The sequence below is a fragment of the Xanthomonas sp. GW genome, assembly GCF_014236815.1.
Taxonomy (GTDB): Bacteria; Pseudomonadota; Gammaproteobacteria; order Xanthomonadales; family Xanthomonadaceae; genus Xanthomonas_A.
Genome location: NZ_CP051189.1, coordinates 1553222 through 1579712, shown reverse-complemented (window position 1 = coordinate 1579712; position 26491 = coordinate 1553222). Strand labels below are relative to the sequence as shown.

23 protein-coding genes are annotated in these 26491 nt (G+C 68.5%); 8 read left to right on the top strand and 15 right to left on the bottom strand.

The genetic code is table 11. The annotated features are described in order from the left end of the window. Positions 1-42 precede the first annotated feature (42 nt). The 3 genes from HEP73_RS06595 (at position 43) to HEP73_RS06585 (ending at position 3991) form a co-directional block, all read left to right on the top strand. Positions 43-963, top strand: a complete 921-nt coding sequence (locus tag HEP73_RS06595) for an alpha/beta fold hydrolase (protein WP_185822578.1) — start codon at positions 43-45, stop codon at positions 961-963. Next, positions 960-3440, top strand: coding sequence for an acyl-CoA dehydrogenase (locus HEP73_RS06590; RefSeq protein ID WP_185822577.1), 2481 nt, complete (start codon positions 960-962; stop codon positions 3438-3440). The genes HEP73_RS06595 and HEP73_RS06590 overlap by 4 nt, the downstream gene beginning before the upstream one ends. A gap of 71 nt (positions 3441-3511) precedes the next feature. Beyond that, positions 3512-3991 (top strand): hotdog fold domain-containing protein, encoded by a 480-nt coding sequence (locus tag HEP73_RS06585; protein ID WP_185822576.1) that lies wholly within the window; start codon positions 3512-3514, stop codon positions 3989-3991. Between the two features lie 31 nt (positions 3992-4022). Here the strand turns inward: HEP73_RS06585 and HEP73_RS06580 are convergent, their stop codons facing one another. Both HEP73_RS06580 and HEP73_RS06575 read right to left on the bottom strand, forming a co-directional pair. Beyond that, positions 4023-4376 carry a DUF1304 domain-containing protein gene (locus tag HEP73_RS06580; protein ID WP_185815666.1) on the bottom strand — a complete coding sequence of 118 codons (354 nt, stop codon included), beginning with the start codon at positions 4374-4376 and terminating at the stop codon, positions 4023-4025. A gap of 88 nt (positions 4377-4464) precedes the next feature. Then, entirely contained in the window at positions 4465-5859 is a 1395-nt protein-coding gene (locus HEP73_RS06575; protein WP_185823326.1) for an MFS transporter, read from the bottom strand. Positions 5860-5951: 92 nt separating this feature from the next. Here HEP73_RS06575 and HEP73_RS06570 point away from each other — a divergent pair, with 92 nt between their 5' ends. Then, a complete protein-coding gene (locus HEP73_RS06570; RefSeq protein WP_185822575.1) occupies positions 5952-7550 on the top strand; it encodes a GMC family oxidoreductase in 1599 nt (532 codons plus the stop codon). A gap of 36 nt (positions 7551-7586) precedes the next feature. Here HEP73_RS06570 and HEP73_RS06565 read toward each other — a convergent pair whose 3' ends face one another. Continuing rightward, complete coding sequence (locus tag HEP73_RS06565; RefSeq protein ID WP_185815664.1) at positions 7587-8483, bottom strand: DMT family transporter; 897 nt, start codon at positions 8481-8483, stop codon at positions 7587-7589. Between the two features lie 279 nt (positions 8484-8762). On the opposite strand from HEP73_RS06565, the gene HEP73_RS06560 reads away from it, so the two are divergent. Continuing rightward, a complete protein-coding gene (locus HEP73_RS06560) occupies positions 8763-10151 on the top strand; it encodes a serine hydrolase domain-containing protein (RefSeq protein ID WP_185815662.1) in 1389 nt (462 codons plus the stop codon). Between the two features lie 1175 nt (positions 10152-11326). Here HEP73_RS06560 and HEP73_RS06555 read toward each other — a convergent pair. The 11 genes from HEP73_RS06555 to nudE all read right to left on the bottom strand — a co-directional run bounded on the left by HEP73_RS06555 (position 11327) and on the right by nudE (position 19682). Beyond that, positions 11327-11785, bottom strand: coding sequence for a histone H1-like repetitive region-containing protein (locus HEP73_RS06555; RefSeq protein WP_009600482.1), 459 nt, complete (start codon positions 11783-11785; stop codon positions 11327-11329). Positions 11786-12123: 338 nt separating this feature from the next. Further along, positions 12124-12411: a hypothetical protein gene (locus HEP73_RS06550; RefSeq protein WP_185822574.1), complete on the bottom strand. Its 288-nt coding sequence runs from the start codon at positions 12409-12411 to the stop codon at positions 12124-12126. Between the two features lie 670 nt (positions 12412-13081). Further along, a complete protein-coding gene (gcvH, locus tag HEP73_RS06545; RefSeq protein WP_053838778.1) occupies positions 13082-13477 on the bottom strand; it encodes a glycine cleavage system protein GcvH in 396 nt (131 codons plus the stop codon). 100 nt (positions 13478-13577) lie between these two features. Beyond that, positions 13578-14684, bottom strand: coding sequence for a glycine cleavage system aminomethyltransferase GcvT (gcvT, locus tag HEP73_RS06540; RefSeq protein ID WP_185822573.1), 1107 nt, complete (start codon positions 14682-14684; stop codon positions 13578-13580). Positions 14685-14938: 254 nt separating this feature from the next. Then, a complete protein-coding gene (locus HEP73_RS06535) occupies positions 14939-15370 on the bottom strand; it encodes an NfeD family protein (protein ID WP_185822572.1) in 432 nt (143 codons plus the stop codon). A gap of 3 nt (positions 15371-15373) precedes the next feature. After that, positions 15374-16342 (bottom strand): SPFH domain-containing protein, encoded by a 969-nt coding sequence (locus HEP73_RS06530; protein WP_185815658.1) that lies wholly within the window; start codon positions 16340-16342, stop codon positions 15374-15376. A 66-nt stretch (positions 16343-16408) separates the two neighbouring features. Continuing rightward, positions 16409-16711, bottom strand: a complete 303-nt coding sequence (locus tag HEP73_RS06525; RefSeq protein WP_185815657.1) for a DUF962 domain-containing protein — start codon at positions 16709-16711, stop codon at positions 16409-16411. Between the two features lie 246 nt (positions 16712-16957). Continuing rightward, complete coding sequence (locus HEP73_RS06520) at positions 16958-17281, bottom strand: YnfA family protein (protein ID WP_185822571.1); 324 nt, start codon at positions 17279-17281, stop codon at positions 16958-16960. Continuing rightward, positions 17278-18057, bottom strand: coding sequence for a nucleoside triphosphate pyrophosphohydrolase (mazG, locus tag HEP73_RS06515; RefSeq protein ID WP_255423774.1), 780 nt, complete (start codon positions 18055-18057; stop codon positions 17278-17280). The genes HEP73_RS06520 and mazG overlap by 4 nt, the downstream gene beginning before the upstream one ends. 273 nt (positions 18058-18330) lie before the next feature. Then, a complete protein-coding gene (cysQ, locus tag HEP73_RS06510; protein WP_185822569.1) occupies positions 18331-19131 on the bottom strand; it encodes a 3'(2'),5'-bisphosphate nucleotidase CysQ in 801 nt (266 codons plus the stop codon). Beyond that, the gene (nudE, locus tag HEP73_RS06505; RefSeq protein WP_185815653.1) at positions 19128-19682 is read right to left on the bottom strand and encodes an ADP compounds hydrolase NudE; all 555 of its coding nucleotides are present in this window, start codon (positions 19680-19682) and stop codon (positions 19128-19130) included. Before nudE ends, cysQ begins: the two co-directional genes overlap by 4 nt. A 74-nt stretch (positions 19683-19756) precedes the next feature. On the opposite strand from nudE, the gene bioA reads away from it, so the two are divergent. The 3 genes from bioA to HEP73_RS06490 all read left to right on the top strand — a co-directional run bounded on the left by bioA (position 19757) and on the right by HEP73_RS06490 (position 24978). Further along, positions 19757-21148: an adenosylmethionine--8-amino-7-oxononanoate transaminase gene (bioA, locus tag HEP73_RS06500; protein ID WP_185822568.1), complete on the top strand. Its 1392-nt coding sequence runs from the start codon at positions 19757-19759 to the stop codon at positions 21146-21148. Next, on the top strand, positions 21139-21870 hold the full coding sequence (locus HEP73_RS06495) for a 16S rRNA (uracil(1498)-N(3))-methyltransferase (RefSeq protein ID WP_185822567.1): 732 nt from the start codon (positions 21139-21141) through the stop codon (positions 21868-21870). The genes bioA and HEP73_RS06495 overlap by 10 nt, the downstream gene beginning before the upstream one ends. A 489-nt stretch (positions 21871-22359) precedes the next feature. Next, the gene (locus tag HEP73_RS06490) at positions 22360-24978 is read left to right on the top strand and encodes a TonB-dependent receptor (protein WP_185822566.1); all 2619 of its coding nucleotides are present in this window, start codon (positions 22360-22362) and stop codon (positions 24976-24978) included. 365 nt (positions 24979-25343) lie between these two features. On the opposite strand, the gene HEP73_RS06485 is transcribed toward HEP73_RS06490, so the two are convergent. Continuing rightward, on the bottom strand, positions 25344-26366 hold the full coding sequence (locus HEP73_RS06485; protein WP_185822565.1) for a glucokinase family protein: 1023 nt from the start codon (positions 26364-26366) through the stop codon (positions 25344-25346). Between the last annotated feature and the right edge of the window lie 125 nt (positions 26367-26491).

Below are 26491 nucleotides of genomic sequence, written 5' to 3'. Positions count from 1 at the left end.
CATCGTATTGACATCGCCGCCGGCTCATCCATACTAGCTCGTATGGTTTCCTCTCCTTCCAGCATGCCGATTGCGGCCTCCGCCCTGCTCGCTGGCGCGGACGACATGCAGCTGGCCGCGACCGTCACCGAGCCCGGCGCTGCGGGCAGCCTGTTGTTCGCGCACGGTTTCGGGCAGACCCGGCACGCCTGGATGGCCAGCGCCGCGGCATTGCAGGCTCACGGCTATCGCAGCGTCGCCTACGACGCGCGCGGCCATGGCGACTCCACCCGCAATCCCGCCGACCTGCCCTACCGCGGCGAACAGTTCACCGACGACCTGATCGTGGTCGCCGGCGAAATGGCGCCGGCGCCGGTGCTGGTGGCCGCCTCGATGGGCGGGCTGTTCGGGCTGATGGCCGAGGCGCGCTGGCCGGGCCTGTTCCGCGCGATGGTGCTGGTCGACATCACCCCGCGCTGGCAGCCGGCCGGGGTCGAACGCATCCTCGCCTTCATGACCGCGCATCCGCACGGCTTCGCCACGCTGGACGACGCCGGCGACGCCATCGCCGCCTATCTGCCGCAGCGCGCGCGCAAGTCGCCCGACGCGCTGCGCAGCGTCCTGCGTCGGCACGCCGACGGCCGCTGGTACTGGCACTGGGACCCGCGCCTGGTCGAGGAGCTGGCGCGCGACGGCGAGCAGCACCAGGACGCGATCGCGCAGGCCGCGCGCAAGGTGCACTGCCCGGTGCTGCTGATCAGCGGCGGGCGCAGCGATCTGGTCACGCCGCAGACCATCGAAGAATTCCTGTCGTTGGTGCCGCATGCGCAGCATGTGCACCTTCCCGAGGCCACGCATATGCTGGCCGGCGACGACAACGCCGCGTTTACCGCCACTGTGTTGCATTATCTGGATGCACTGCCACCGGCTAACGCCGGCGCACCGTCCGCCGTCACCGAGCAAGTCCCCGGAGCAAGCCCATGAGCATCGTCGCACCCTTCCTCGTGTTGTTGCTGGCAGGCGCCTTCGCCGCCTATCACCGCATGCGGCTCGCCGTCTGGGCCGCGCTCAGCGCCACGCTGCTGGTCGCGTGCTGGCTGCTCGGCGCCCACCACATCGCCACCATCGTCGCCGCCGTGCTGCTGGCGCTGGTCGCGGTGCCGCTGCTGTTGCCGTTCGTGCGCAAGCCGCTGCTCACCGCGCCGATGCTGAAGGTGTTCCGCAAGGTGCTGCCGCCGCTGTCGCAGACCGAGCGGATCGCGCTGGAAACCGGCTCGGTCGGCTTCGAGGGCGAACTGTTCACCGGCGACCCGGACTGGCAGAAGCTGCTCGACTATCCGAAGCCGCAGCTGACCGCCGAGGAGCAGGCCTTCCTCGACGGCCCGGTGGAAGAGCTATGCCGGATGACCAACGACTGGGAAATTACCCACGTCCATGCCGACCTGCCGCCGGAGCTGTGGAGCTTCGTCAAGAAGCACAAGTTCTTCGGCATGATCATTCCCAAGGAATACGGCGGCCTGGGTTTCTCCGCGCTGGCCCACCACAAGGTGATCCAGAAGATCGCGTCGGTGTCGAGCGTGGTCAGCTCCACGGTCGGCGTGCCCAACTCGCTGGGCCCGGGCGAACTGCTGCTGCACTACGGCTCCAAGGAACAGAAGGACTATTACCTGCCGCGCCTGGCGGTGGGCCAGGAAGTGCCGTGCTTCGGCCTGACCGGCCCGTTCGCGGGCTCCGACGCGACCTCGATTCCCGACTACGGCATCGTCTGCAAGGGCGAGTGGAACGGCGCCAACGTGCTCGGCGTCAAGCTGACCTTCGACAAGCGCTACATCACCCTGGCGCCGGTGGCGACGCTGGTCGGCCTGGCGTTCCGCATGTACGACCCGGAAGGCCTGATCGGCGACACCAAGGACATCGGCATCACCCTGGCGCTGCTGCCGCGCGAAACCCCGGGCGTGGAGATCGGCCGCCGCCACTTCCCGCTGAACTCGCCGTTCCAGAACGGCCCGATCCACGGCCGCGAGGTGTTCATCCCGCTCAGCCAACTGATCGGCGGCGTGGACATGGTCGGCAAGGGCTGGAACATGCTCAACGAGTGCCTGGCCGTGGGCCGTTCGATCACCCTGCCCTCGACCGCCAGCGGCGGCGCCAAGTACGGCGCCATCGTCACCGGCGCCTACGCGCGCATCCGCAAGCAGTTCGGCCTGTCGGTCGGCCGCTTCGAGGGCGTGGAAGAGGCGCTGGCGCGGATCGGCGGCAAGGCCTATGCGATCAGTGCGCTGGCGCAGGCGACCGCCGCGGCGGTGGACCGCGGCGACGTGCCGTCGGTGCCGTCGGCGATCGCCAAGTACCACTGCACCACGATGAGCCGCGAAGTCATCAGCGACGTGATGGACGTGGTCGGCGGCAAGGGCATCATCCTCGGCCCGCGCAACTTCGCCGGCCGCAGTTGGCAGGCCGCGCCGATCGCGATCACCGTGGAAGGCGCCAACATCATGACCCGCAGCCTGCTGATCTTCGGCCAGGGCGCGATCCTGTGCCATCCGTGGGTGATGAAGGAAATGAAGGCCGCCGGCAATCCGGACCACAAGGCCGGCGTCGACGAGTTCGACCGCAACCTGTTCGGCCATATCGGCTTCGCGATCTCCAACGCGGTGCGCTCGCTGTGGTTCGGGCTGACCGCCGCACGCATCGGCGCCGCGCCGGGCGACGCCTACACCCGCCGCTTCTTCCGCAAGCTGGACCGCTATTCGGCGAACCTGGCGCTGATGGCCGACGTGTCGATGCTGATGCTCGGCGGCAAGCTGAAGTTCAAGGAATCGCTGTCCGGCCGCCTGGGCGACGTGCTGAGCCACATCTACATGACCAGCGCGATGCTCAAGCGCTACCACGACGACGGCGCGCCGGCGACCGACCAGCCGCTGCTGGCCTGGGCCTTCCACGACAGCGTGCACAAGATCGAACTGGCGCTGTCGGCGGCGCTGCGCAACTTCCCGATCCGTCCGGTGGGCTGGCTGATGTGGGCGCTGATCTTCCCGTGGGGCCGCCGCGCCGAAGCCCCCGGCGACCGCCTGGGCCATCGCGTCGCCGCGCTGCTGATGACGCCGAACGAAGCCCGCGACCGCCTGGGCCAGGGCGTGTTCCTGACCCCGTGCGAGAACAACCCGGGCGGCCGCATCGCCAGCTACCTGACCAAGGCGGTGCTGGCCGAGCCGGTCGAGCGCAAGTTCCTGAAGGCGCTCAAGAGCAAGGGCATCGAGGCGCTGGACTTCGCCTCGCAGCTGGACGAAGCGGTGCGCGAAGGCGTGTTGTCGGCCGACGAGCGCCGCCAGCTGGAGGAACTGCGCGAGATCACCATGGACACGATCAGCGTGGACGATTTCGACGCCGACGAGCTGCGCTCGGCCAGCTACTACCACCGCGCCACGGCCGGCGACGACCATTCGCGCGAAGCGGCCTGAGACCCACTCGGTAACACGCTCACCACGACGGCGGACTTCGGTCCGCCGTCGTCATTTGAGGGACATGCACCATGAGCCGATTGCTGTCACTGTACCAACGCATGCAACGCTGGCCAGCCGGGCAGTGGCTGTTTTCCCGCGCCGTGTGCTTCAAGGCGCCCTACTTCGCCAGCATCGCCCCACGCATCACCGTGCTGCAGCCCGGCCGTTGCGAGGCGCTCATCGCGCATCGGCGGCGGGTCAGCAACCACATTGGCACCGTGCATGCGATCGCGCTGTGCAACCTGGCCGAGTTGGCCGGCGGGGTCATGGTCGATGCCAGCCTGCCGCCGTCGATGCGCTGGATCCCGAAAGGCATGCGCGTCGAATACCGCAGCAAGGCCAACGGCACGATGCACGCGGTGGCGACGCCGGACGTGGCGATCGTGGCCGCCGACAGCGGCTACGAGCTGCCGGTCAGCGTGGAGATCCGCGACGCGCGCGAACAGGTGGTGTTCTTCGCCAGCATCGCCATGTGGGTGTCGCCGCGCGCGAAGGCGGCGAACGGCTGACGCCGCACCGCGATGCCGGCGCGCAGCCGGCTCAATAGGCCAGCAGCACCGCCGCGATCGCCAGCGCCGCCGGCAGCGCCTGCACGAACAGGATGCGGCGGCTGACGCTCCACGCGCCGTACAGGCCGGCCACGACCACGCAGCCCAGGAAGAACAGCATCACGTCCACGCGCTGCGTCGCCGCGCCCCAGCCTAGGCCGGCGGCAAGGAAGCCGTTGTACAGGCCCTGGTTGGCGGCCAGCACCTTGGTCAGCTGCGCCTTGTCCGGCGTGTTGCGGAACACCTTCATGCCCAGCGGCCGGGTCCACAGGAACATCTCCAGCACCAGGATGTAGACGTGCAGCAAGGCCACCAGGCATACCAGGATCGAGGCCAGCAGGGTCATGCGCGCGTCCATCGGCGAAAGAGGATGCACAGCATAGCGGTTGCCGCAGCGGCCGGCACCGCGGCCGCGCGGCCTGCTGCGCGCAGGCTCAGCGCGTCGGGGGCATCTCTGCCGCTGCAGCGGGCGCGGCGCTTTCGACCGCACGTGCCAGGCGCCAACCGATGACGCCGGAGACCGTCGCCGCCAGCGCGGCAAACGCGGCGAAACCGGGCACGCCCATGCCCAGCGCACGCAGGCCGTTCATTGCCGAGGCCACGGCCACGTCGCCGGCGCGCCACACCGCCGTATCCACCGCATTCTTGCCCTGGTAGCGCAGCTGCCGCGGCACCCGCGTGTACAGCGATTCGCGCGCCGGCCCGACCATGCCGTAGGTCAGCGAACGGGTGATCACCAGCGGCAGCACCACCCAGGGCACGATCCACACCGCCAAGGCATACGGATCGGGCGACAACGCGGTGGCCACCAGCGTGCCTACGCTGACCAGCGCCCACAGCGCGATCACCGCGCCGGCACCCTTCTTCATCAGCAGCCAGCGGGTCACGGTGATCTGCACCGCGACCTGCAGCACGTTGGTCAGCGTGTCGATGTTGGCGGCGAACTGGGTGCGCTCGACCGCGTTGTGGAAGGTGGCGCCGGAGTAATCGATCATCAGCATGTAGCCGACCGTGCCGATGCAATCGCCCAGCAGCATCAGCAACGCCATGCCGCGCATGAACGGATTGGCCAGGATCTGCTTGAGGCCGTCGAACATGCCGCCGCCGACCGCGGCCTCGTGGCCGACGTCGTGGCGACGCGCGCCATGCACCCGCGCCCAGCGCCCGAGCAGGATCACGCACACCAGCGCCACCCCGAGCAGCGCCGCCGACACCACCAGCAGCGGCGCCACGCCGATCACGCCGACCAAGCCGCGGGTCAGCAGCGGGCCAGCCACCGCGCCGGCGGTGCCGCCCAGGCCGATCAGCGGGAACAGCCGCCGTGCCTGTTCGTTGCTCCAGATGTCGGCCATGAAGCTCCAGAACACCGACACCACGAACAGGTTGAACACGCTGACCCAGACGAAGAACACGATGCCCAGCGCACGCGGACTGAGCCCGCCGTAGCCGCTGAACAGCGGCACGAAGCCGAGCAGGCACAGCGCGAAGAACACGTATACCGCCGGCACCACGATCCGCCGCGGCCAGCGCGCCGCCATCCACGCGAACAGCGGGGTCAGCAGCAAGGTGGCGACGAAGGTGGCCATGAAGAACCAGGGCAGTTGGGTCGAACCCACCGCCGCCGACAGCTGTTCGCGCACCGGCCGGATCACGTAGTACGCCGCCAGCACGCAGAAGAAGTAGACGAAGGACAGCAGCACCGCGCGCAGCTCGCCGGTCTGGACGCGCTTGTTTTCCGCTTGCATCGGCCCGCCGTTCGCCGTGTGGTTGCGCGCACGGTAGCCGATGCACTGCAACATCGCCAGCGTCGCCGACACGCGCAGACCCATGTGCATCGCGGCGTCTGCACCCCGCGGCGCGGCCGAGCATATGCTCTATCCACGGCGACTAGCGTCGGCGCCACGAAACAGGGGGACCGCGGGTGTACGACTACATCATCATCGGCGCAGGCTCGGCAGGCTGCGTGTTGGCCAACCGGCTCAGCGAGGATCGCGATTGCAAGGTGCTGCTGATCGAGGCCGGGCCGCGCGACCGTAATCCCTTCATCCACATGCCGGCCGGCCTGGCGCGGCTGGCCGGCAACCGCCGCATCAACTGGAACTACCTCACCGCGCCAGAGCCGGCCTTGAACGATCGGCGCCTGTGGTGGCCACGCGGCAAGGTGCTGGGCGGCTCCAGTTCGATCAATGCGATGTGCTACGTGCGCGGCGTGCCCGCCGACTACGACGACTGGGCCGCCGACGGCGCCGAGGGTTGGGACTGGCAGGGCGTGCTGCCGTATTTCCGGCGCAGCGAACGCAACAGCCGCGGCGACGATGCACTGCATGGCGGCGACGGGCCGCTGCACGTGTCCGATCTGCGCTATCACAACCCGCTGTCGGACGTGTTCATCGCTGCCGGAGAGCAGGCCGGTTTCGCCCACAACCGCGATTTCAACGGCCCGCAGCAGCAGGGCGTGGGCCTGTACCAGGTCACCCAGAAGGACGGCGCGCGCTGCTCGGCAGCGGTCGCCTACCTGGCGCCGGCGCAGACGCGCGCCAACCTGCAGGTGATCACCGACGCGCTGGTGCTGCGCCTGCTGGTCGAGGGCGAACGCGTGGTCGGCGTGGCCTACGCGCAACGCGGCGCCGAAGTGCAGGCGCGGGCCGCGCGCGAAGTGCTGCTCAGCGCCGGCGCGGTGAACTCGCCGCAATTGCTGATGCTCTCGGGCATCGGCCCGGCCGACGAACTGCAACGCCATGGCATCACCGTGCACCTGGACCAGCCGCAGATCGGCGCCAATCTGCAGGACCATCTGGACGTGTGCACGCTGTACCGCACCCGCCCAGGCATCAGCTACGACCGCCGCAACCAGCTGAAGATCGCCTTCGACTATTTCCTGCGCGGCCACCGCGGCGCCGGCAGCAGCAACATCGCCGAGGCCGGCGGCTTCATCCGCTCGCCGCTGGCGCCGGACGCGCGCGCCGACATCCAGTTGCATTTCGTGCCGGCGATGCTCGACGACCACGGCCGCAACCGGCTGCCCGGCGACGGCTTCACCCTGCACGCCTGCCATCTGCAGCCGCGCAGCCGCGGCCGCCTGTCGCTCAACGACGCCGACCCGCGCACGCCGGCGCGGATCCAGGCGAACTACCTCAGCGATCCAGACGGCTTCGACCTGCGCATGCTGGTGGAATGCGCGCGCCTGGCGCGGCGCATCCTGCAGCAGCCGGCGTTCGATCCCTGGCGCGGCGCGCCGCTGCTGCCGGCACGCGACGACCTGGACGAAGCCGGCCTGGTCGCCTACATCCGCGCCAAGGCCGAGACCATCTACCACCCGATCGGCACCTGCCGCATGGGCAACGATGCGTGGTCCGTGGTCGATCCGCAGCTGCGCCTGCGTGGGCTGGAAGGCCTGCGCGTGGTCGATGCATCGGTGATGCCGCGCCTGGTCAGCGGCAACACCAACGGCCCGACGATGATGATCGCCGAGCGCGCCGCCGACCTGATCCGCGGCCACAGCGTGCTGCGCGACGGCTGAGGCACGGCCGGCGCAGCGGGCGGGCCTACCCGCGCCTCAGCGCGCGCGGCCCGCCAGCCACACGCCCAGCGCCGCCAGCGCGAAGCCGCACAGCTTCAGCGCGGTCAGGTGCTCGCCGAGCAGCACGTGGCCGAACACCGCGGTCACCGGCGGCATCAGGAAGAACAGGCTCGCCACCTGGGTGGCGGCGCCACGCCGCAACAGCAGGAACAGCAACGCGAAGCCGCCGATCGAATTGACCAGCACCAGCCACGCCATCGCCGCGACGAAACCGCCGCTGGCCTGGAAGCGGAAGCCTTCCCACGCCGCCAGCGGCAGCAGCACCAGCGTCGCCGCGGCGTTCTGCACCGCCAGTCCGACGCGCAGGTCGAGCTGCGCGGCATGCCGCTTCTGGTACAGGGTGCCGGCGGCGATGCCGAACAGGCCCACCAGCAAGGCCAGCCAGCCGCCCCACGGCGTCGCCCCATCGATGCGGTCGGCCGCGACCGTGGCGACGCCGGCGAAGCCCAGCGCCATGCCCAGCCACTGCGCCGCGCGCAAGCGCTGGCCGCCCCACCATGGACTGGCCCAGGCCACCAGCAGCGGCATCGCCCCGATCACCAATGCGGCCACGCCGGAGCCGGTGCCCAGTGCGAAGGCGGCGTAGACCCCACCGAACTGCAAGGCCAGCATCAGCACCCCGGCCACCGCGCTGCGCGCCAGTTCCTGCCACGGCAGCGCCTTCAAGCGTGCGGGACCGGCGGCCAGCGCGAAGCACAGCGCGGTCAGGCCGAAGCGCCACAGCAGCGCGGTGAACGGCGCCGCATGCGCCACCACCTGCTTGCCGGCGATGTAGCCGGTGCACCAGACCAGCACGAAGGCCAGGCCCAGCCAGGTCGCGGCGGCAGGCGCGGTACGCGCGGCGGGGATCGAGGAAAGGTCGGGATCGGGCATGCGCCATGATCCCGCAGCGCTACCGCGCCGTCACTGCGCCGGCAACGGTTCAGCCTGGCCCGCGGCGAGCGCAGCGGCTTCGGCACATCGATTGCATGCGTTTCAGGGACCCGCCGCGCCGTTGCGGCACCTCTCCGGACGCCGCCTTGCCGGCCTTGTCGGCCCGGCAAAATCACCAGCAGGATCAAGACGATGCCCATTCATCTTCTCCCGGTTTGTGCAATGGCGAAAAGCGGCGCTAGAATCGGTTTCGGCAGCACCTCACAGGCCACACGCGCGATGAAACAGAACAGCAGGCACCGGCTCCTTCGACCGGTGGCAACCGGGATGCTCGGGGTATTGCTGCCCTTTGCAATGTCCTCCACCGCGCAGACGCCGGCGCCCTCGCAGCCGCTGCCGCCGCCGATCTACACCGAAGCCACGCGCTACACCTCGCCGACCCAGCCGCTGCCGTACCGCGCGTCGCTGCCGGACAGCAAGGTGCTGCCGCTGGCCAGGGACTTCGATGTCGCCAGCCTGGAAGCGATGGCCGAGCAGCTCACCTACGGCGAACGCGTGCCCGGTTTGGCGGTGGCGATCGTGCACAACGGCCAGGTGATCAGCGCGCGCGGCTACGGCGTCACCGACGTCAACCGCCCCGAGCCGGTCGATGCGCACACCGTGTTCCGCCTGGCCTCGTTGTCCAAGGCCTTCGCCGGCACCATGGCCGGCCTGCTGGTCAACGACGGCACGCTGCGCTGGGACAGCAAGGTCGTCGACTACGTGCCCGGCTTCCAGCTCAGCGATCCGGTCGCCACCGGCCAGTTGAACGTGGCCGACCTGCTCAGCCATCGCGTCGGCCTGACCTACAACGCCTACGACCGCGACGTCGAATCCAATACCGACTACTACACGCTCAGCCACAAGCTCGCCTACGCACCGCTCAAGTGCGCGCCGGGCGATTGCTACGCCTACCAGAACGTCGCCTTCAGCCTGATCGGCGACGTGGTGTTCGCCGCCTCCGGCAGCTTCTACGAGCAGTCGGTGGAGCGCCGCATCTTCAAGCCGCTGGGCATGAACGACGCCAGCATGGGCCTGGCCGGCATCCAGGCCAGCCCGCGCTGGGCGCGCCCGCACGTGCGCAGCCGCAACGGCTGGGTGTCGCTGATGCCCAAGCCCACCTACTACCGGCTGGCCCCGGCCGCCGGCGTCAACGCCAGCATCAGCGACATGGCGCAGTGGCTGATCGCGCAGACCGGGCACCGTCCCGACGTGCTGCCGGCGCCGTTGCTGGCCACGCTGCACGCGCCGCTGATCACCACCCCCGGCGAGATGCGCTCGGGCTGGCGCCGCGAGCGGGTCAACTCGGCCAGCTACGCGCTGGGCTGGCGCATCTTCGATTACTCCGGCCACCAGGTGGTGTTCCATGCCGGCGCGGTGCAGGGCTATCGCGGCCTGGTCGCGCTGGTGCCCGAACGCGACCTGGGCGTGGCGATCCTGTGGAACGGCGAGAGCGGCCTGCCCTCCGGCCTGCTGCCTACCATCCTCGACCGCGCGATCGGCCTGCCGACGCAGCGCTGGCTGGACGTGGACACCGACTTCGGCAGCGACAACATGATGGCCGAGCGTCCGGATCCGAAGGACAAGAAGGGCGCCTCCGCGTCCAAGTCGACCGCGTCGCCGCACTGACGCGGGCGGTCTGCTGATGGAGTCGGCGGAAGGCGGCGCGAGCCGCCTTTCTGCTGTCTGCGCGCTGGCTTCGCGGGAGTTGGGCTTCAGCGCGACAAAACCTGGTGAGGGCTGCGCAAGCCAGCACCTGCGTCCTGATCCGACGTTGATGCAATCCGGGCGATAGGGTCGCGGCTGAAGCCGCTCCTACAGGCGGCGGCGTGCGGTAGCGGCTCGACCGACGTCGAAGCGCTGCTTGAAGCCATCGATCGACAAGTCACTGGCGATTTGGCCGTCGTCTGTCACCAAGACAACCAGCCGTCGGATCAGCTGCCAACACTCGCGCACAAGTCCATCAAGCGAATAAAGCCCCTCTCCCATCGGGAGAGGGGTTGGGGTGAGGGTACGGGCGAAGCCTCGCGACAAGAGGTTTTTGCGAGAGTCCAGGCGAAGCCTAGCGACAGGAAGTTGCTGCGAGGGTTCGGGCGAGTCTCGCGGCAACAAGTTGCTGCAAGGTTCTAGGCAGTCTCACGGCCATGAGTATTCATGGCGATGCACCTCACCTCGCCACATGACCCATCACTACGCACGCCGCCTGACCCGACCCTGCGCACCACCTTCCCCGGAAAGCGGCCGTGGTCCCGGTGGAGAAGCAAGATCAGTCAGCCAGGCCGCACGGCAAGTCGGCACTGCAACGATGGGTTGCCAGCACGTCAGCGTCTACCCTCCCGCGCTCACACGCTCGCACAGGCGCCGCCAGCGCAGCAACGGGCACGTGGAGCGCGGTGGAGGATTTGAAAACGCAGAGGCTGCCGGCGCGACATGGCAACGCCACCTAATGCCCTCGAGCAGACGCAGGGGGAGCCAAGCGGCATCGTCGACCACGTCGTCTGCGGCAGCGAGGCAGACGCCTGGCGAACTCGCGCAGCAGCGTGGCCTACAGAGCAGTCGGAATTCAGTACAGATCGGACACGCGCCAAGCGGCGACAGAGCGCGATGGCGGCAACACCGCCGGCTTGAGGACTAGCCACCGTGCAGGCGACACGTCGGTGGCAGATGGGCGGCAGGTGCGTGGCACCTAGGCGCCATGGCAAGCAGCTCGCCACTCCGACGGCAAACGGACGCCCATAAAAAAGCTCCCTCCCCGCTGGGCACCGGGGAGAGAGCTCTAGGTACGGCTATCGGGATGGATCAGATCAGATCAGCGGCGCGGGCGTTGCCGGCAGCGCGACCGGAGCGGTCTTCTTCTTGCGGGCAACCGGCTTCTTCTTCGCGACGGCCTTCTTGGCGACGGCCTTCTTCGCGGCCGGCTTCTTGGCAGCCGACTTCTTCACCGCCTTCTTGGCGACGGCCTTCTTCGCGGTCTTCTTTACCGCCTTCTTCGCGGTGGCCTTCTTCGCGGTCTTCTTGGTGGCGGCCTTCTTGGCGGTCGCCTTCTTCGCGGTCTTCTTTACCGCCTTCTTCGCGGTGGTCTTCTTGGTGGTGGCCTTCTTGATGGCCTTCTTCACCTTGGCGACCTTCTTGGCGACTTTCTTGGCGACCTTCTTGACCGCCTTCTTTACCGAGACCTTCTTCGCTGCCGGCTTCTTGGCGGCAGTCTTCTTGACCGCTTTCTTAGCGGCCGGCTTCTTTTTCGCAGCTTTTTTCGTGGCCATGGGATGGCTCCTCGTCAGTGAACTATGGATTGAAAACGCCCAGTTAAAGCAAACCCGCGGCGATGGTCCGCCTGCAGGATCCGCCGGCGCGTAGTGCGGGCCGGGTCGGATACAGAAACACCCGTATCGAAGCTCGATACGGGTGTCGTGCCAGGGGAGACGTTGCGTTTCTCGGAGGGAAGCGACACCTGATCCACCATCGTCAGGTTCCTGGTGGAGGTCCAAGTTGTGCTTCGCGTTCTGATGTCGATCCGATTCACTCGCTTGCGCAGCAACGTCTGCTGGGCGAAACCTAATCACGCTTTTTTTTACTGTCAACAGTTCTGCGCAATTTTTTTTCAGGCGTTGCGTGCCGCGACCTCATCGATCGTCGCGATCGGCAGCCGCCGGACCTCGACAACAGCCGTTGCGAAACCCGCGACGAAACTTCGGCGCAAACAAAAACAGCGGTAATTCCCGCGCTTTTTTGCAACACGCCGATGCGACCGGCCGTTTCGCGTACTGCCGCGCGCGGCGCCGGCGGCATCCAGGCGCGCGTACGCGAGCCTGTCCGCAAGCTGAAAAAAACTTTTCGCGGCATGCGCCGTTCCGGCATCGCACAAGAGCAAATGCGCAAAACTGCGCAAACTTTTTCGCGCTGTTCGGCGCTTGCGAGCGCGCGTGCGCGGCGCCTCGCACTACATCGCGGCGACGACGACGATGCCGTTGTAGCGTCCGCATGTCTGCGCATGCTCCTCACCGGCACATCACGCACACGCGACCGGACGCGTCGCGTTTGCGCTCGCCACCGCGTCCGCCTGCCGCGTGCATGTTCGCCTCGACCGACCCGCAGCACTGCGCTTGCGCGCCACGACGAACACATCCGACCGGACGAACGCGACGCGGCTGACCGACGCTGGCCGCAGCGCAGCGAGCACTGCCGCGATCGGCAGACGCCTCGCCCGCGGCGCCCGACTGCGATGCACATCACCGTCACTGCCAAAAAACCGACGCGTGGTTCGCCGCGTCCCGCTGTCGCTGCAGCGGCGTCGCCTTCCGCCACGTGGCGACCACGTGGTGCGCATCGATGCATGCGGCGCGGCCGGCATCCTCGCCCTGGCGTGTCGCATCCGCCGCCTGCATCAAACCCGATCGCCGCTATGTCGGCCACTCAGAGAGATGCCGATCGCCCGATCGGCAAACCTCCGCACTACCGAAAGCGCGCTCCGCTTCCTGCTGCCGCCTTCTTTTGTGCGGCGCAAACGAAAACCGGCCGCACAAGGCGGCCGGTTCGGCTGTCGCGAAGTGGAGCTCGGCTCAGTGGCCGTCTTCCTCGAGCAGCTCGGCGTAGTCGTCCGGGGTCAGCAGTTCGTTCAACTGCTCCGGATCGGCGATCTCCAGCACGAAGATCCAGCCTTCGCCGTAGGCGTCCTCGTTGATCGTCTCCGGCTTGTCGCTGAGTGCGGCATTGACCTCGACCACCTTGCCGGTGAGCGGGCTGTACACGTCCGAGGCGGCCTTGACCGACTCGACCACGGCCACGCCGTTGCCGGCGACGACGTCGTCGCCGACGTTGGGCAGCTCGACGTAGACCAGGTCGCCGAGCAGGCCCTGGGCATGCTCGGAGATGCCGACGGTGACGCGACCGTTGCCTTCGACGCGCGCCCATTCATGGGACTTGAGGAATTTGAGGTCGCCAGGGATCTCGCTCATGGGGCTGCTCCGGAAAAAGACGGTATCGGGGATGGGTGGCTAGTGTAGCGAACCGGATGCTCCGCAACGACGTCGCGGGCGCATTGCGGCGGCGGCCGGTTCACTCGAGGACGCCGGGCTGGACCTGGCCTTCGCGCACGAACGGGAACTTGACCACGCGCACCGGCACTTCCTTGCCGCGGATGTCCACCCGCACCTGCCCGGGCGCGCCGGCCGGCACACGCGCGAACGCGATCGCCTTGCCCAGCGTCGGCGAGAACGTGCCGGACAGGATCTCGCCGTCGCCCTGCGCGGTGAGCACCTTCTGGCCGTGGCGCAGCACGCCCTTGTCGTCCATCACCAGGCCGATCATCTGCCGCGGCGCGCCGTTGGCCTTCTGCGCTTCGAGCACGTCGCGGCCGATGAACACGCGGCCCTCGTCCAGCGCCACGGTCCAGGCCAGCGCGGCCTCGTACGGCGACACGCTGTCGTCCATGTCCTGCCCGTACAGGTTCATGCCGGCCTCCAGGCGCAGCGTGTCGCGCGCGCCCAAGCCGGCCGGCTTGACCCCCGCGTCCAGCAGCGCGTTCCAGAACGCCACCGCCTGCTCCTGCGGCAGCACGATCTCGAAACCGTCCTCGCCGGTATAGCCGGTGCGCGCGACGAACAGCGCCACGCCGTCGGTTGACACCGCCTCGAACGCGGCGAAGCGGCCCAGCTTCTGCACCGCAGCGCGATCGTCCTCGCGCAGCAGGCCGATCGCCTTGGCGCGCGCATTCGGGCCCTGCACCGCGATCATCGCGAAGTCCTCGCGCTCGCGCACTTCCACGCCGAACTTCTGCGCCTGCTCGCCGATCCAGGCCAGGTCCTTGCTGCGCGTGGCGGCGTTGACCACCAGGCGGAAGAAGGTGTCGGACATGTAGTAGACGATCAGGTCGTCGATCACCCCTCCCTGCGGGTTGAGCATGCAGGTGTACAGCGCCTTGCCCGGCAGCTTCAGCTTGTCTACCGAGTTGGCCAGCAGGTGACGCAGGAACGCGCGCACCTGCGCGCCGTGCAGGTCGACCACGGTCATGTGGCTGACGTCGAACATGCCAGCGTCGCGGCGTACCTGATGGTGCTCGTCGATCTGCGAGCCGTAGTGGATCGGCATGTCCCAGCCGCCGAAGTCGACCATCTTGGCGCCGAGGGCGCGATGGCTGTCGTTGAGGATGGTCTTCTGGGTCATGGCGCGGGTCCGTGAGGAAAGTCGCCCATTATCGCCGCCGAGCGGCCGGGATTGGAGATTCGGGATTGGGGGATTCGGGGCGGCCGCCATACGATCCCGCCCGAAGGCACGCCGTTGTAGGAGCGGCTTCAGCCGCGACACAATCTCTGATTCTGATAATGCCTGTCGCGGCTGAAGCCGCTCCTACAACGGATGCATGCAGCATGCGGAGATGCCGCGCACGCACGGTAGCCTCCAAATTCCGAATCCTGGCCCTACTCCGCCTGCACCAGCAACGTCATGCCATCCACCCCGACGATGCGCACCGCGCTGCCGGCCGGCAGGTCGGGGCCGCCAACCACCCAGAACGCGTCGTCGACCTTGGCGCGGCCGCGGCCGGCCTGGATCGGCTGGTCCAGCGTCACCACCCGGCCGATCAACTGTTCGGCGCGGCGGTTGAGCAGCGGCCGGTCGCTGACCCGGTCGCGGCCGCGGAACCAGGTGCGGTAGATCTGGATGGAGACGAAGCTGAGCACCACGAACGCGCCGATCTGCAGCAGCAGCGGGATGCCCGGCAGCACCAGCACGGCGACGAACACCGCCGCGGCGGCGAAGCCCATCCACAGCATGAACGCGCCCGGCGCCAGCGCCTCGGCCGCGAACAGCAGCAGGGTCAGCGCGCCCCACGCCACCACCTCCGCGCGCATCGCTCAGACTCCGCTGCGCGGCGGCATGCCGCGCGGCACCGCCGGCGGCGCGGACTGCTGCTTGCTCAGCGCCTCGCGCGCCAGTTCGCCGATGCCGGCGATCGAGCCGATGATGCCGCTGGACTCCATCGGCATCAGCACGAACTTCTGGTTCGGCGCGGTGGCCAGTTCCTTGAACGCCTCCACGTACTTCTGCGCGATGAAGTAGTTGATCGCCTGCACGTCGCCCTCGGCGATCGCCTTGGACACCATCGTGGTGGCGCGCGCTTCGGCCTCGGCCAGGCGCTCGCGCGCCTCGGCGTCGCGGAATGCGGCTTCCTTGCGGCCTTCGGCCTCCAGCACCGCGGCCTGCTTCTCGCCCTCGGCACGCAGGATTTCCGACTGCCGCGAGCCCTCCGCCTCGAGGATCTGCGCGCGCTTCTCGCGTTCGGCCTTCATCTGCCGCGCCATCGAATCGATCAGGTCGCGCGGCGGCTGGATGTCGCGGATCTCGATGCGGGTGACCTTGATGCCCCACGGATTGGTCGCATGGTCGACCACGTTGAGCAGCTGCGCGTTGATCGTCTCGCGCTGGCTCAGCGATTCGTCCAGGTCCATCGAGCCGATCACGGTACGGATGTTGGTCTGCACCAGCGCGATCGTGGCGATCTCCAGGTTCGACACTTCATAGGCGGCCTTGGCCGCGTCCAGCACCTGGAAGAACACCACCCCGTCCACCCGCACCACCGCGTTGTCCTTGGTGATCACGTCCTGGCTGGGCACGTCCAGCACCTGCTCCATCATGTTGACCTTGCGGCCCAAGCCGTAGACCACCGGAATCAGGAAGTGCAAACCGGGCGACAGGGTGTGGGTATAGCGGCCGAAGCGCTCCACCGTCCACTGGAATCCCTGCGGCACCATGCGCACGGTCTTGAACAGCACGATCACGCCTGCGACCAGGATCACCAGCGCGAGGAAATAGGTGGACGGCATCGATTTGCTCCATTTAACCGAAAGGGTCTATCCAGCGAGTATAGCGAGCGCCCGGGGCCGCGCCGGCTACCAGCGGATGCGCCCGAGCAGCATGTCCTTGAACATGACCCAGTCGCCGGCGAACGAGTACAGCGGGTGACGGAAGGTGGCCGGGCGGTTCTTCTCGAAGAAGAAATGCCCGATCCAGGCGCAGCCGTAGCCGCACAGCGGCGCGATCCACAGCCAACGCGGCTGTCCTGTGCAGATCGCCAGCAGCACCGCCAGCAGCACTGCGACGCTGCCGACGAAATGCAGCCGGCGCGACAGCGGATGCCGGTGCTCGCTCAAATAGAATGGATAGAACTCGCGGAAGCTGGCGAAACGCCGCATGCGGTGGCCCTCCCGAGGCAACGCAGGCAGCTAGCATACGCCGCGTTGGTACCCGCATTAAAGAAGGGGTGTCGGCGCTCGCGCGGCCGGCCCGCCGCTGGCAGCGAACGCCTCCAGCATGGTCACACGCGGCATCGCCAAGCGCCGCCTGCAACATGCGAGCGTCGCCTCTTGGCATGGTTCGCCACCATCGCGCGGGAAGATCGCGACGTACGGCAGGCGCCGATCCCGCGCGCTGCGCATGCGTCAGCCCTGCCGCGGCGCGAACATGATCACCGCCATGCCGAGCACGCACAGGCCGGCACCGAGCAGGTCCCAGCGCGTGGGCCGGATCGATTGCACCGCCCACAGCCACAGCAGCGCCACCGCGATGTAGACGCCACCGTACGCGGCATAGACGCGGCCGCTGGCCTCCGGATGCAGGCTCAGCAGCCACACGAACGCGGCCAGGCTGGCGCCCGCCGGCAACAACAGCCATGCGCTGCCCTGCTCGCGCAGCCACAGGTATGGCAGATAACAGCCGACGATCTCGGCCAGCGCGGTCAGCACGAACAGCAGCAGCGTCTTCATTGCGCCGCGTCGCGCTCCTGGCGCTTGGCGCGCTGCCAGTACGCCTCCTGCTGCTGCAGCGACAGGCCGTCCAGCGCGCTGCCGTCGTGCTGCGCCAGCTGCTCCATCGCGCGGAAACGGCGTTCGAATTTCTGGTTGGCATGGCGCAGCGCAGCACCGACATCGACCTGGGCGTGGCGCGCGAGATTGGCGCAGACGAACAGCAGATCGCCGATCTCGTCCTGCAGCCGCGCCTGGTTGTCCTGCACCGCGCCGCGCACGAATTCCGCACGCACTTCTTCCAGCTCTTCCTGCAGCTTTTCCAGCACCGGTTCCGGCCCCGGCCAGTCGAAACCGATCCGCGCCGCGCGCGCCTGCAGCTTCACCGCGCGCTGCCATTCCGGCAGGCCGCGGGCGATCCCGGCCAGCGCCGAACTGTCGGTCTTGCCGGCCGCGGCGCGCTCGTCGCGCTTGATCTGCTCCCAGTTCAGCGTCTGCTGCTCGGCGTCGGCGACCTGGCTGTCGCCGAACACATGCGGGTGCCGGCGCACCATCTTGTCGCAGATCGCGGTCACCACATCGTCGAAGCCGAAGGCGCCCTGCTCGCGCGCCATCTGCGCATGGAACACCACCTGCAGCAGCAGGTCGCCGAGTTCGTCCTTCAGCTCGCCCAGGTCGTTGCGGTCGATCGCGTCGGCGACTTCGTACGCCTCTTCGATCGTGTACGCGGCGATGCTGGCGAAATCCTGCTCCAGGTCCCAGGGGCAGCCGTGCTCGCGATCGCGCAGGCGCGCCATGATCTCGAGCAGGGCGGGAAGGTCGTAGCGGGCTGCGGTCACGTGCGGGTTCCGATGCGACGGCAACGGCGCCGCCTGTCGGTTAGTGTGGCAGAGCGGCCCGTACGATGAGCGGTCGGCGGCGTGGCGAGCGGCGATGCGGCGCATGCGAACGGCCCGCAGTATATGGCCGCAACGCCCTCATCAAAGCTGGCAACCGAGGGCGGGCAGTGCGGCGGCATCAGCCGCCACGCCGCCCTGCAGACAACCGCCGTTGCCGGCGGCAGCGTCCGCTCAGCCCAGCCAGCTGCGCCACGGCAGCGTGGGATCGCCCAGCGCCAGGAAATCGCCGTTGAGCAGCGATTCGCGGCGGTTGTAGCGGAACGGCTTGCCGGTATCGGCGGCGAACAGCGTGCCGCCGGCCGCCTGCAGCACGCACTGGCCGGCGGCGGTGTCCCATTCGGAGGTCGGGCCGAAGCGCGGGTACACGTCCAGCTCGCCGTCGGCGATGCGGCAGAACTTCAGCGACGAACCCTGCGCGATCACCTCGGTTTCGCCCATGCGCAGCAGCAGCGCGTCGGTGCGCGGATCGCGGTGCGAGCGGCTGGCCGCCACCCGCAGCGGCACGCTGGCCGGGCGCCGCGTGTTCAGCGCGGTGTCGCGGAAACCGTCGCGCCGGTACGCCTGCTCGCCGCGCACCGCGTGCCAGACGCGGCCATCGACCGGCGCCTGGACCACGCCGAACACCGGCGCGCCCTGGTGGATCAGCGCGATGTTGACGCTGAACTCGCCGTTGCGCTTGACGAACTCGCGGGTCCCGTCGAGCGGGTCCACCAGCCAGTAGCTGGTCCAGTGCTCGCGCACGTCCCATGGAATGTGCGCCGATTCCTCGGACAGCACCGGCAGGTCGGGGGTCAGCCGTTCCAGGCCTTCGACGATGATCCGGTGCGCGGCCAGGTCGGCCTGGGTCAGCGGGCTGGCGTCGGCCTTGTGCTCGACCTCGAAGCCGGTGGCGTAGACGGCCATGATCGCCGCGGCGGCGTCGATGGCGATGGCGATGACGGTTTCGCGCAGGTCTGCGGTGATGCGGATCATCCGCTACGACCCAGCCACTCGCGGGCGATGAACAGCGCCGCCAGCGAACGCCCTTCGGAAAAATCCTCACGCAACATCAGTTGATCCAGTTCAGCCAGTTTCCAGGGCACCACTTCTAGTTCCTCCGGCTCGTCGCCGGCAAGTTTTTCGGGATAGAGATCTTGCGCGAGCACCAGCCAGGACTGGTGGCTCATATAAGTGGGCGCCAGGGTCATCGCGCGCAGCACCTGCAGCTGCCGGGCGCCGTAGCCGGCCTCTTCCTTGAGTTCGCGGTCGGCCGCCTGCAGCGGCGTCTCGCCGGCATCGATGCGGCCCTTGACCAGGCCCAGTTCGTAGCGATGCACGCCGGCGGCGTACTCGCGCACCAGCAGCACGGTCTGCGCATCCAGCATCGGCACCACCACCACCGCGCCGTGGCCGGGGGACTTGAGCCGGTGGAACACGCGCCGTTCGCCGTTGCTGAACTCCAGGTCCAGCTCTTCGACCTTGCGCTCCATGGCCGACTCGCCGCGCTCGCGCAGCGCGTGGATGATCGGCAACGGACGGCTCACGCCTGCACCCCGCGGCGCTTTGCAGCGTCGACCGATAGAATGCACGGAGCGAAGAACCTGTTCATGAGCGCGAAATGCTAACAGACCTGACCGCATCACAGACTGCCGCCGCCTGGCGGCAACGCGACCTGGCGGTGCTGTGGCACCCCTGCACGCAGATGCGCGAGCATCCGGACACCCTGCCGCTGCTGCCGATCGCGCGCGGCGAAGGCGCCTGGCTGATCGATCACGAAGGCAACCGCTACCTGGATGCGGTGAGCAGCTGGTGGACCAATCTGTTCGGCCACAGCGAGCCGCGCATCGCCGCGGCCATCGCCGCGCAGGCCACCCAGCTGGAACAGGTGATGCTGGCCGGCTTCAGCCACGCGCCGGCGGTGGAACTGGCCGAGCAGCTGCTGGCGCTGGCGCCGCGCCAGGAGGGGCGCGCGCCGCTGGCCAAGGTGTTCTATGCCGACAACGGCTCGGCCGGAGTCGAAGTGGCGCTGAAGATGGCGTTCCACTATTTCCACAACCGCGGCGAGACCCGCCGCACCCGCTTCGTCGCGCTGGAGAACGGCTACCACGGCGAGACCATCGGCGCGCTGGCGGTCGGCGACATCCCGCTGTACCGGCGGGTGTACGCGCCGCTGCTGTGCGAAGCGCTGTTCGCGCCCTCGCCCGACGCCTACCTGGCCGCGCCGGGGCAGAGCGCGCGGCAGCGCGCCGATGCCGCCGCCGATGCGCTGGCCGACCTGTTCGACCGCCATCCGGGCGAGATCTGCGCGGTCATCCTGGAGCCACGCCTGCAGTGCGCCGGCGGCATGCGCATGCACGACCCGGCCTATCTGCGCCGCGCGCGCGAGCTGTGCGACGCCAACGGCGCGTTCCTGATCGCCGACGAGATCGCCACCGGCTTCGGCCGCACCGGCACCTTGTTCGCCTGCGAGCAGGCCGGGGTGATGCCGGACCTGCTGTGCCTGTCCAAGGGCCTGACCGGCGGTTTCCTGCCGCTGTCGGCGGTGCTGGCCACGCAACACTTATATGACGCCTTCCTCGACGACAGCCGCGAGCGCGCCTTCCTGCACTCGCACAGCTATACCGGCAATCCGCTGGCCTGCGCCGCCGCGCTGGCCAGCCTGCGGATCTTCCAGCAGGACGACGTGCTCGCGCGCAACCGCAGCACCGCCGAAACCATGCGCGCGCTGTCGGCGCCGTTCAACGACCATCCGCACGTGGCCGACGTGCGCCAGGCCGGGATGGTGGTGGCGTTCGAACTGACCCGCAATGGCGACAAGCGCACCCCGTTCGCGGCCGGCGCACGGGTCGGCCTGTGCGCGTACCGCGCCGCCCTGCAGCGCGGCGTGGTGCTGCGCCCGCTGGGCGACGTGCTGTACTGGATGCCGCCGTACTGCGTGGACGACGCGCAGCTGGCGCTGCTCGCCGAAACCACCCTGGCCGCGATCGATGAGGCCGTGGCATGCGCCTGACCCGCTGCCATGTCGAGTTGCCGCTGCGCGAAGGCGAGGACGTGGTGCTGCCCGAGGACGTCGCCGGGCATCTGCTGCGCGTGCTGCGGCTGCGCGAAGGCGACCGCTGCGTGCTGTTCAACGGCGACGGCTGCGACTACGACGCCGAACTGCTGCAGGTGGGCAAGCGCGGCGCCAGCGCGCGGATCGGCGCGGCGCAGCCGGCGGACAACGAATCGCCGCTGGCGATCACCCTGCTGCAGGGCGTGGCGCGCGGCGAGAAGATGGACCTGATCCTGCAGAAGGCGACCGAACTGGGCGTGGCTGCGATCGTGCCGGTCTGGGCCGAGCGCACCGAAGTGAAGCTGGATGCGGCACGCACCGACAAGCGCGTGGCGCACTGGCGCAGCGTCGTGATCTCGGCCTGCGAACAGTCCGGCCGCGCGCGCGTGCCCAGCCTGGCCGCGCCGCTGGCGCTGGCCGACGCCGCCGCTGCGGTGGCCGGCACGCAGCTGAAGCTCACCCTCGATCCGCAAGGCGAACACCGGCTGCGCACGCTGGACATCGCCGGCAACGCAGCGACGATCGCGATCGGCCCGGAAGGCGGCTGGTCGCCGCGCGACCGCGCCGCGCTGCACGCCGCCGGCTTCGCCGGCCTGCGCCTGGGACCGCGCATCCTGCGCACCGAGACCGCCGGCCTGGCCGCGATCGCCGCATTGCAGGCGCGCTGCGGCGACCTGTGAACCGGCGCACGCAATCGCGTAGATATCGTTGACCGCAGGCTCGCCACTGCCGCGCTGCCGACGGCGCGCGAATTGCGAATTTTCCCGGCAAAACAGGGCTTTTCTTAGCGATTCTTTAACCACAAAGCGCGTTGACAACGAAGGACAAGCGCGACACAGTCGGCGCTCCTGAGCCATCGCGCGGGGTGCTTCCGGTTTGAACCGGCGCAACGAACGACACGGCCCGCCAGCGCATGGCGGCCGGTCCGCACAACCCACGCACGCGCAGCCGCGTGCGCCATCCGCCGCTGCCGCGCCCATGTGCGGCGCGCGCGCCGGCACGCAAACCAGCGCCGATGCCGACACGCCGCATCCGCCGCTCGGCGGCATGCACGCTTCGCCCTTGTTTCCCCTTCGCCCATCGCGCCGCATCCGGGCCGAGGGCGTCACTTGCCTGCCGCCACACCGGCAGGCCTTTCGCGTTCTGCGCACCTTTCGGAGACCGCCCGCTTGAACCACACCCGCCTCGCTCCCCTGGCCTTCGCCATCGCCGCCGCGCTGGCCGCACCGGCCAGCGTCTTCGCCCAGCAAGTTCCCACGCCGCAGAACGACGCCACGGCGGCGCCCGCGACCGACGACAGCACCGCCGGCATCGACAAGGCCGCGCCCGCGGCGGTGCAGGAACTGGATGCGGTCAAGGTCACCGGCTACCGCGCCAGCCTGCAGAAATCACTCAACATCAAACGCAACGCCGATGCGATCGTCGATGCGATCTCGGCCGAGGACGTCGGCAAGTTTCCCGCCGCCAACGTCGCCGAATCGCTGTCGCACCTGCCCGGAGTCAGCGTCGATCGCCAGTTCGGCGAAGGCGAGAAAGTCTCGATCCTGGGCACCGATCCGGCGCTGAACCGGGTGCTGCTCAACGGCCAGAGCATCGCCTCCACCAGTTGGGGCGGCGATCCGAACAATCCGGACAGCCGCTCGTTCAACTATTCGCTGCTGGCGCCGGAAGTGATCGGCAGTGCCGAGGTCTACAAGAGCCCACAGGCCAGCATCGACGAAGGCAGCCTGGGCGGCACCGTGATCCTGCACACGCGCAAGCCGCTGGAACTGGACAAGAACCTGCTGACCGGCAGCGTGAGCTACGGCTACAACGACCGCTCCGAGGACGGCAAGCCCAACGCCTCGCTGCTGTACAACTGGAAGAACGACGCCGGCACGCTCGGCGTACTCGGCTCGGTGATGCATTCGGAGCGCTCGCTGCGCCGCGACGGCGTGGAGATCTTCGGCTACAGCGACATCCAGGACGCCGGCTTCCCCGATGCGGTCGCCGCCGGCAAGCAAGGGGTCTACCCCACCGCGATCAACAGCGCACTGTTCACCCAGACCCGCAAGCGCGACGGCGTCACCGGCTCGCTGCAGTGGAAGCCGAACGACGCCTTCGAGTTGACCTACACCGGCCTGTACGTCGAAGAGACATTCGACAACGTCAACCAGAGCCGCTATGCCAACTTCGTGCCGGCCAACGCCACCGCGCTGGACGTGACCGACGGCGTCGCCACCTCCGGCGCCTATGGCGACAACGCCGAAACCATCCTCGATTCGTACGTGCGCAAGACCACGGTCAAGACCAGCAGCAACACCCTGCGCGGCGACTGGCACGGCGACGGTTGGAACGTCTCCGGCCAGGTCGGCGCGACCCGCTCGGCCGGCGGCGCCGATCGCATCTACGGCCTGACCTTCCGCGGCAACGGCGGCTACGACTACGCCATCGATCACCGCAACGTCGGCGTGGACTACGCGGTGCCGCCGTCGGCGCTGGACGCGATGTCGGTGCTCGGCGCCACCGTCAACCGCTACCCGAACCTGGACAAGGAGCGCTACGCGCAACTGGACTTCGACCACGACGTGGCCTGGGGGCCGATCACCAAGCTGCGCGCCGGGGTCAAGGCCACGCGCCACAGCACCGCGCAGGACATGTACTACGACAGCTTCCCCGCAGACCCGAACACCACGCTGGCCGCGGTCTATGGCGGCGGCACGCCCGGCGGCTATCTGGACGGCCTGTCGGTCAGCGACGACATGCGCCATTGGCCGCGGCAAAGCCCTGGCGCGCTGGTGGACTACGTCGGCGGCCTGCCCGGCAGCGACACGCTCGCGCCCAGCTACGGCAGCAGCTTCGACGTGGTCGAGCGCAACCGTGCCGCGTATCTGCAGGCGGATTTTTCCGGCTACAACTACCGCGGCAACATCGGCGTGCGCTACGTCAACACCCGCGACGCGATCGGCGGCTACCAGTACGACGGCAGCGCCTATGCGCCGGTGCGCTACAACAAGTCCTACGGCGAATGGCTGCCCTCGCTGAACTTCGCCTACGACCTGTCCGATGCGCTGATCCTACGCGTGGCCGCGGCCAAGGTGATCGCGCGGCCGCGCTATGCCGACCTCACGCCCTACGTCAACGCCGACGACAACAAGCTCACCGCCAGCAGCGGCAATCCCGCGCTTGATCCGTATCGCTCCACCAATTACGGCGCGTCGCTGGAATGGTATTTCGCGCCCAACAGCGTGCTCGCCGGCGAGCTGTTCTACCGCGACATCTCCAACTACATCCTGCAGACCCTGGTGCAGCAACCGCTGCACAACAACACCTACAACCGCGAGGACATCTATGAGGTGACGCTGCCGCAGAATTCCGGCGCGGCCAAGGTCAAGGGCGTGTCGCTGAGCTACCAGCAGGAACTGGGCGGCGGCTTCGGCGTGGCGGCGAACTACACCTACTCCAAGGCCGATACCCAGGGCGACTACAACCTGCCCTACAACTCCAAGAACAGCTACAACCTCAGCCCCTACTTCGAGAAAGGGCCATGGGAGGCGCGGCTGACCCTAGGCTGGCGCTCGGCCTACTTCACCCAGATCGGGCGCCTGGGCGCGAACCAGATGACCGACGACTTCACCCAGCTCGATGCGTCGGTGTCCTACGCCATCACCGACAAGGTCAAGCTGCAGCTGGAAGGCACCAACCTGCTCGACGAGACCTATTACAGCTACGTCGGCCAGGAGAGCCAGCCCTACTATCTGTACAAGAACGGGCGCGGCTACATGCTCAGCGTGCACTTCACGCTATAACCGCGGGGATGGCGGCGGCCGCACGGGCCGCCGCTGTTGTCGCAGGCATCGGCGCTCCGCCGGCTCGTCATCGCGGCACCAGCGAGCGTCGCTGCGACGGCGCTTGCGGTCGCTACCGGCGGCTTCGCGACCGCTTCGTCTTTCTGTCGCGGCTGAAGCCGCTCCTACAGAAGCCGCACCGCTCGCTCCTGTAGGAGCGGCTTCAGCCGCGACAGGAGAACGGCAACGCCGATGATGCCGTATCGCACCGATTCCGGACGCGAGGTTTTCCAGGGTCCTTTCAGCGGCGACGGACGGTCCCCGACACGCCGCGCGCCGCGATGCCATGTTCCCATCTCGCCAATGCAGCCCGCGCGCCGCGAGCGCTAGCGCTGCTGCTGCAGGAACCAGTTCGCCGCGCCGATCACTCCGAGCTGGCCGTGCTCCACCAGCTTCACCGGGATCTGCTCCAGCGCCGGGCGCATCGCGCCCTTGTTCAAATAGCGCTCGACGAAGCTGCTGGCGGCCAGGAACTCGCCGATCTGCGGCAGGAAGCCGCCGGCCAGGTAGATGCCGCTCTGAATGCCGTACAGCAACGCCATGTCGCCGACCACACTGCCGAGCAGGCCGCAGAACGCCGACAGCGCTTCGTGCGCCAGCGGATCGTTGCCGGCCAGCGCCGCCGCGGTGACCTCGCTGGGCGCGGCATGCGCCGGCGCGGCATCGTGCAGTTCGCACAACACCTTATAGAGATTGAGCAGACCGGGACCGGACAGCAGGTGTTCCACCGGTACATAGCTGCGCGTGCGCAGCAGCCGCTGCGCGATCGCCATCTCCAGTTCGCTGCCGATCGGCAGGGCCGCGTGTCCGGCTTCGGTGGCCAGCACGACGGCGCCGCCATTGGTCGGAATCCACACCGCCGCGCCGAGCCCGGTGCCCGGGCCGATGACCAGCGCCGGTCCGCGCTGCGCCTTGCGTGGGCCGGTCAGATGCAACACTTCGCTGGCATCCATCGACGAGGCCGCATAGGCCACCGCCTCGAAATCGTTGACCAGATGCAGCGCCTGCATGCCCAGCCGCTCGCGGATCTCCGGCGGCGACAGGCTCCACGGCAGGTTGGTGGTGATCACCCTGCCGTCTTCCAGCGCATAGCCGGCGCTGGCGATCACGCCACGGGTCGGCGCCGGACCCGGCACGCCGGACAGGAACTCGCCGATGATCTCGGTCAGGCCCGGATAGTCGGCGCAGCGGTACTTGCGATAGTCCAGCACCTTGACCGTCTGCACGCTGTCGCTGGCGTCGCCGCGCGACACCAGGCCGATACGCACATGGGTACCGCCGACGTCGGCGGCGATGAAAGGCTCGGCGCGCGGTCCGGCCGCTGCCACTGGTGAACTGCTTGCGGACACGTATTCTCCCGTTGCGCCCCACAGGGCGCAGCCGATGGGCCTGTTGATCGATCGAGTTTCAGACCACCTTGACAACGTTGTCAAGATGAAATTCACCCAAATGTCGCTCTACCGTCACTGCTTCC

Bases quoted from the DNA above. Each gene is read 5' to 3' on its own strand.
- bioA (WP_185822568.1), top strand. From the start codon at position 19,757: ATGCTAACAGACCTGACCGCATCACAGACTGCCGCCGCCTGGCGGCAA.
- HEP73_RS06580 (WP_185815666.1), bottom strand. From the start codon at position 4,376: ATGACCCTGCTGGCCTCGATCCTGGTATGCCTGGTGGCCTTGCTGCAC.
- HEP73_RS06530 (WP_185815658.1), bottom strand. From the start codon at position 16,342: ATGCCGTCCACCTATTTCCTCGCGCTGGTGATCCTGGTCGCAGGCGTG.
- HEP73_RS06525 (WP_185815657.1), bottom strand. From the start codon at position 16,711: ATGCGGCGTTTCGCCAGCTTCCGCGAGTTCTATCCATTCTATTTGAGC.
- HEP73_RS06555 (WP_009600482.1), bottom strand. From the start codon at position 11,785: ATGGCCACGAAAAAAGCTGCGAAAAAGAAGCCGGCCGCTAAGAAAGCG.
- HEP73_RS06595 (WP_185822578.1), top strand. From the start codon at position 43: ATGGTTTCCTCTCCTTCCAGCATGCCGATTGCGGCCTCCGCCCTGCTC.
- cysQ (WP_185822569.1), bottom strand. From the start codon at position 19,131: ATGATCCGCATCACCGCAGACCTGCGCGAAACCGTCATCGCCATCGCC.
- gcvT (WP_185822573.1), bottom strand. From the start codon at position 14,684: ATGACCCAGAAGACCATCCTCAACGACAGCCATCGCGCCCTCGGCGCC.
- HEP73_RS06520 (WP_185822571.1), bottom strand. From the start codon at position 17,281: ATGAAGACGCTGCTGCTGTTCGTGCTGACCGCGCTGGCCGAGATCGTC.
- HEP73_RS06565 (WP_185815664.1), bottom strand. From the start codon at position 8,483: ATGCCCGATCCCGACCTTTCCTCGATCCCCGCCGCGCGTACCGCGCCT.
- HEP73_RS06560 (WP_185815662.1), top strand. From the start codon at position 8,763: ATGAAACAGAACAGCAGGCACCGGCTCCTTCGACCGGTGGCAACCGGG.
- gcvH (WP_053838778.1), bottom strand. From the start codon at position 13,477: ATGAGCGAGATCCCTGGCGACCTCAAATTCCTCAAGTCCCATGAATGG.
- HEP73_RS06590 (WP_185822577.1), top strand. From the start codon at position 960: ATGAGCATCGTCGCACCCTTCCTCGTGTTGTTGCTGGCAGGCGCCTTC.
- HEP73_RS06575 (WP_185823326.1), bottom strand. From the start codon at position 5,859: ATGGGTCTGCGCGTGTCGGCGACGCTGGCGATGTTGCAGTGCATCGGC.
- HEP73_RS06585 (WP_185822576.1), top strand. From the start codon at position 3,512: ATGAGCCGATTGCTGTCACTGTACCAACGCATGCAACGCTGGCCAGCC.
- HEP73_RS06535 (WP_185822572.1), bottom strand. From the start codon at position 15,370: ATGCGCGCGGAGGTGGTGGCGTGGGGCGCGCTGACCCTGCTGCTGTTC.
- HEP73_RS06495 (WP_185822567.1), top strand. From the start codon at position 21,139: ATGCGCCTGACCCGCTGCCATGTCGAGTTGCCGCTGCGCGAAGGCGAG.
- mazG (WP_255423774.1), bottom strand. From the start codon at position 18,057: ATGGCGCGCCTGCGCGATCGCGAGCACGGCTGCCCCTGGGACCTGGAG.